At 40.0% G+C, this 6,000-nt stretch carries 2 protein-coding genes; both read left to right on the forward strand.

Annotation, left to right across the window (positions count from 1 at the left end; genetic code table 11):
- Positions 1-474: 474 nt before the first annotated feature.
- Positions 475-2,001: a T9SS type A sorting domain-containing protein gene (locus FNN09_RS17430; RefSeq protein WP_143303763.1), complete on the forward strand. Its 1,527-nt coding sequence runs from the start codon at positions 475-477 to the stop codon at positions 1,999-2,001.
- Positions 2,002-2,159: 158 nt separating this feature from the next.
- On the forward strand, positions 2,160-5,192 hold the full coding sequence (locus tag FNN09_RS17435; RefSeq protein ID WP_143303764.1) for a glycoside hydrolase family 3 C-terminal domain-containing protein: 3,033 nt from the start codon (positions 2,160-2,162) through the stop codon (positions 5,190-5,192).
- Positions 5,193-6,000: the final 808 nt, after the last annotated feature.

The raw sequence follows: 6,000 nt of genomic DNA on the forward strand, positions 1-6,000 counted from the left end.
TCCGATGCCTGTAATGATACAATCAGGTTTTATTTCTATTAATAACGTGCTGAATTAATAGTAAGTCTCTCATAATCTGTCTGAAAGCATAAACAGGAGTCTTGCCTTGAGAACTCTTACCTTAAAATGATGACTCCTTTTTCCAATAATTTTAGTGCTTAGCTATTGGCTTTGAAATTAGAGCCTTAATTCTTTGATAATTAGTTGATTTTAACGGCTAGAAACGACCTGCTTGCCTTATGTTTTGCATGTTTGTATCTGCTTGATGTAGAGCGCTTAGAGTTGCTTTGTCTAGTGAATTAAGAGTGTGTTTAATCAACTGTACAGTTTTAATAAAGTTAGCTTTTTAGTTTTAGTAATAAAGGGTGTCTAATATTGATAAGAGTTGTTAAAATAATAACCGAGTGAGCACATAATACAGGTAGTTTAATAAATACTCTGCCTTTTTAATAATTACTAACTAAAAACGAAAACATGAAAAAAATCTTTACACTATTAACAATGGTATTTGTGATGAGTACATTAATTTTCGCGCAAACACCTGAAGGAACATGGAAATTGGCACCACAAGCAGGTGCGCTTAAAGTAGGACCTAGTTTGGATAATTTAACTTGGTGGAGTAATAGTGAAAGTGATGTGACGAGCAGAGCTTGCCTTTTTGATGATACCTATGTTTTTAATGCTGATGCATCATTTCAGAATGTACAAGATGGTTCAACATGGATAGAAGAGTGGCAAGGAGGAAGTCAGGATGGTAGTTGTGGTACACCTGTTGCACCTCATGATGCTTCGAATTCTGCGACTTGGGCCTATGATGCTAATGCTAATACAATAACTATAACTGGCAAAGGTGCTTACATGGGGATTCCTAAACCATATAATTTAGCTGAATTGAGTGATCCTCTAGATGCTCCAGATGATATAACTTATACCGTTAATAGATTAACAGCCTCAAATATGACCTTAGACCTTAATTATGGTGCAAATGGTTCCAATTGGTGGCGCTTTGAGTTTGTTAAAGTTATTGAAAATGATACAGATGGGCCAACTGACTTTACCATCGCTGAGGGTAAGAAAACAGGAACAAAAGTTGAATTATTACTAAGTGGAAGTGACAATTCAGGTTTTGTGACTTATGACATAACATATGATGGTCAAACCGTTAGTAAATCTGGAGTTTCTGGAGAGGTTACTACATATATGATTAGTGATTTAGCACCAAGTACTTCATATACATTTTCTGTAATAGCTAAAGATGAAGCAGGGAATACAGCTGCAAATAATCCACAGGAATTAACAACGTCCACTACCGTTGATTTATTCTTTCCAATAAGTTTCACTGGACCAATGTCATATATGTTTAATGATTTTGGAAGCTCATCGACGACAGTTATAGATAATCCGCAAGGCGATGGAAAAGTAGCACAATTCGTTAAGGGAGATGTTAATTGGTCGGGAACATGGATCGCTTTAGATAAAGTAATTGATCTTTCTGTTAGTTCTATTTTTACTATAGATATATTCTCACCAGCGGCAGGTAATACAATCAAACTTAAATTAGAGAATATTTCTGATAATGAAAACGCTCTTGAGTTAGATAAGACAACGACTAAGGCAAATGAATGGGAAACACTGGAGTTTGATATGGCGGAAGCAACGGTTGGTGGTCAAGGACCTTACCAAGTCATTACAATCTTTTGTGGCTTTGATGATAATTTTACTCAGGGAGATACTTATTTATTAGATAATTTCGTGCAAAAATCTGCAACAGCTATTGGTGATACTAAAGTTGAAGGTTTAACGATTTACCCTAACCCAGTATCTGATATATTAAACATTAAAGGATTGGATGAAGGGACTGTTGTGGAAATTTATGGTGCAACAGGTACACTTGCAAAGAAGGTTCAAGTAGCCAATGGTACTATTAATGTAGCTGATTTACCGCGAGGTGTATACTTTGTATCGGCTAACGGTGCTACTTCAAAAATTATTAAAAAATAACCTTTAGTCTGAACTATGAGGGTAGTTTTCTGCAGGAAGCACCCTCATGTTTTTAAACTAATTCCCTAAAAAAGATGGGAGTTGACTTCGGTGCAACTCCTATTTTTTTTTGCAAAATAGATTGACCTTTAATATCCGAATGCCTAAGGCCTATATCCATGAAAAAACTATTAATATCACTACTGTTGTTTGTAGCTATCCAGCAGCCTTACTCTCAAAGTGCTGATCAGCGCATTGCAACCTTGCTTGCTAGCATGACCTTGGATGAAAAAATACACCAATTAACCCATAACACATTCTTCACTACTGGTGATGATGAAAAACATGGTATCCCTGGCTTTATTATGTCCGATGGTCCGCATGGCGTGCGCTTTGGAGGCGCTTGCTCTTTCCCAGTGGGCATTGCCATGGCATCATCTTTTAATACTCATTTAATACAAGATGTTGGTAAGGCCATGGGTGAAGAATTCTGGGCCTATGGCAAGCACCAGCAATTGGGCCCCTGCATCGATTTATGTCGCGACCCGCGTAACGGACGAAGTGCCGAAACAGCTGGTGAAGATCCTTACCTTTCGGGCAAGGTGGGAGCAGCCTATGTGCGGGGCATTCAAGAAACCCCGGTGATTGCCACCGTAAAGCACCTTAACCTGGTTAATAAGCAAGACTATCGCCATAGCAGTAATGTTACCATCAATGATCGTTGGTTACACGAGCATTATGGCGAAAACTTTAAGCGCACCATACAAGAGGGAGGTGCTTTAAGTGTGATGAACTCCTACAACCTAATTAATGGTTTGCACAGCTCGGAAAACAAACTGTTGCTAAGTACCATATTGCGCGAACGTTGGGGATATCCTTTTTACGTGGTGTCAGACTGGGGAGCTGTGCATAATGCCGAAAGAGCCATTGAGGCAGGTACCGATGTTTGCATGGCTTCTGATCATTACGTCAACGACCTGGCAAAACTCTTAAATGCTGGCCTTATCACCCAGGAGCATATCGATAATGCTGTTCGTAGGGTGCTAAAAACAAAAATGCTTAGTGGCATGATGGATCAATATCCGCGTACTCCCGATGGATTAATCAATAGTGATGAACACCGTGCCTTATGCTTGCAGGCTGGGCGCGAGAGTCTGATATTGCTAAAAAATAAAGATCAGATACTGCCTCTTAATAAAAACAATATCACCAAAATAGCTGTTGTGGGACCCAATGCCAATGAAATGCAGTTAGATGGTTTTGGCAGCTCATGGGTGGATGTTATTGAAAGTGTTTCTCCATTGCAAGGTATCCAAAACGAAGTGGGTGCATCAAAAGTCATCTATGCCAAAGGCTGCGATATAAACAGTACTGATAAGAGTGGTTTTGCAAATGCGGTAACAGCTGCCTCGCAAGCCGATTATGTGATTTTTATTGGCGGTCTGGATGATACTCAAGAAGGGGAAGGCTACGATTACGGTGGCGACCGTAAATCAGGATCGGTTGATTTGCCTGGTGTGCAGCAAGAGCTGATTAATCACTTGGCGGCAGCCAATGCCAATATGGTGGTGATGATTAACAGTGGAGGTATTTGTGCCATCAACCAAAGCATCAACAATATTAAAGGATTGGTTTATGCCTTTTACCCTGGGCAAGAGGGGGGCACCGCCATGGCCGATGTACTGTTTGGTAATTACAATCCTGCAGGTCGCTTGCCGGTAACCATGCCTAAAAATGATGGACAAATACAGCCACAGAATGATAATTTTAACGATGACTATGGATGTGGTTATCGCTGGTACGATGAACAACAGCTAACACCCGAGTTTGCCTTTGGCCACGGCTTAAGCTATACCACTTTTGCTTATTCAAATATTCAGCTCTCGGCCAACCAAACCAGTGGCGAGCCTATACAGGTAACATGTACCATAAGCAATACTGGCACACGAGATGGTGATGAGGTGCCCCAGTTATATGTGTCGGCCAACAATGATGATATTTGGATGCCTGTAAAACAACTAAAAGGGTTTAAGCGTGTGTCACTTGGTGCTGGTGAGAGTCGTGAGTTGAAATTTGAACTGGCAGCCGAAGATTTTTATTATTGGAATACCACCAATCAGGCTTATGAGTTATACGATGGTGCCTATACCATACATATTGGCGGAGCATCAGATAACTTGCCACTTTCGGCATCCTTACAACTTAATGCTAATAATTCAAAGCCCGATTTGAGTTTGAGCCGTATGTATCAATACCCCCGTTATCCTTTGCAAGGTGATCAGGTTTATCTCTATGCCCTCATCCAAAATACGGGAACGGCAGTGTTTGACCCTTCTGAAGCAAGTACAATTGAATATACAATTGATGGACAAACCCACTCCTCAAGTCAAAATATAGGTCCCATACCGGTTGGTGGCATGAGCTTGGTGCCTTTAGCCGTTCCTTGGCAAGCCAATGAGTCGGGCAATGTGGAGATGAACGTGAGTGTAAGTATCAATCAGTCTGTGGCAGAGTTGGATGCGTCGAACAATACCCAGAGCCATGTTTTTAATGTACTGGATAAAGCTGAGTGGGAATCAAATGTTAACCTGGCCTATAAAAAACCATGTGTGGCATCATCCAGCGAAGCGTCCGACTTAGGGGGGGATAAAGCGGTAGATGGTAGTTTAAATACCCGTTGGTCTTCAGCTTTCATGGATCCGCAAACACTTACCGTTGACTTACAGGGGCTTTACGATGTAAGCACTGTTGTTATTAATTGGGAAACAGCCCATGCTTTGGCCTATAAAATTGAAATGTCGGTTGATGGAACTACCTGGACGCCCTTTGCTAATGAAAGCAACAGTAATGGTGGTAAAGATGTGCATCAACAGGAGCCAGTTATCACGGCTCGTTATGTGCGTTTAACAGGAACAAGACGTGCCACAGAATGGGGCTATTCGATTTATGAGCTGGAGGTGTTCGGCTTAAAAAATGCCGCATCCTCTATTGTCGATATCACCAAAGTAAAATTACAGGTGTATCCCAACCCAGCAAAAGATAAAATTTATTTGGACGCCTGCCTGGGAGAAAAGCTTAGTTTGTTTGATGTTAATGGACATCTGCTGCGTGAAATAGACCAGTTCAAAGGCGAGCTATTGGTGTCTGATTTACCTGGCGGACTGTATTTTTTATACTGCAAAAGTGGTATGGCACAGTTTGTAAAGGAGTAAGCAGAGGCTTTTTATTTAAAAATAGAGTTCTTTAATATTTGAAGTGATTTCCATACCTGTTAACTGGCTTAGTTGATATGATATTCAAAAAGCGGTACTGACTGTAAGGTCGATACCGCTTTTTAAATGAATGAAGGTGTGCTGGAAATTAGTCACCGTGTTTATAAAATTGCATCAGTAAAAAATCAAGTCTTATCCAATCGTAAATCTTCAAACGGGAATATAATTCTCTCACACGAATGGGTGGGGGTAGACCTTTAGGCATACTACAAAGAGCCAAGGCTACATAATTAATTATTACCCCCCATTCTATTAGGTTGAAAGCAAATACCCCATACTATACGAGTTGCTGTTTGCGACTGTATTTTTATTGAAAAGATATTGAGGTTCTTTAATTTGTAGATAACGATATAAATATGCTATCAGGTTTTATTTATCATTTCTCGCTCGAATATATTCAAATCTATAAAGGGCTATTTGTTATTAGTGTTAAGCCATTTGTGTAAAACAATATAAGTTGATCATTGTTAGTTAAATATCTTCAATAAAAACTCTATCCATATGAAACGAGTCATGAGAATAGCTTCTCGCCCAGAAGCATGATTAATTTTGGTGAGTTCCATCCCGATAAATCGGGACAAGTAGTGGCAATAAAAAACAAAATATATACATATGAAACATCCATGGCAAGTAAATTTGACACACAGGGGGATGATTATTGGTGGGAATTCGGAACTTAGTGAATAAAAGAAGGCATGGCTAGGACAAGTAACAACATAGAGTTTGAGCAGGTCATTGAACGAGGCTG

Source organism: Carboxylicivirga sp. M1479 (genome assembly GCF_007097485.1).
Lineage (GTDB): Bacteria > Bacteroidota > Bacteroidia > Bacteroidales > Marinilabiliaceae > Carboxylicivirga.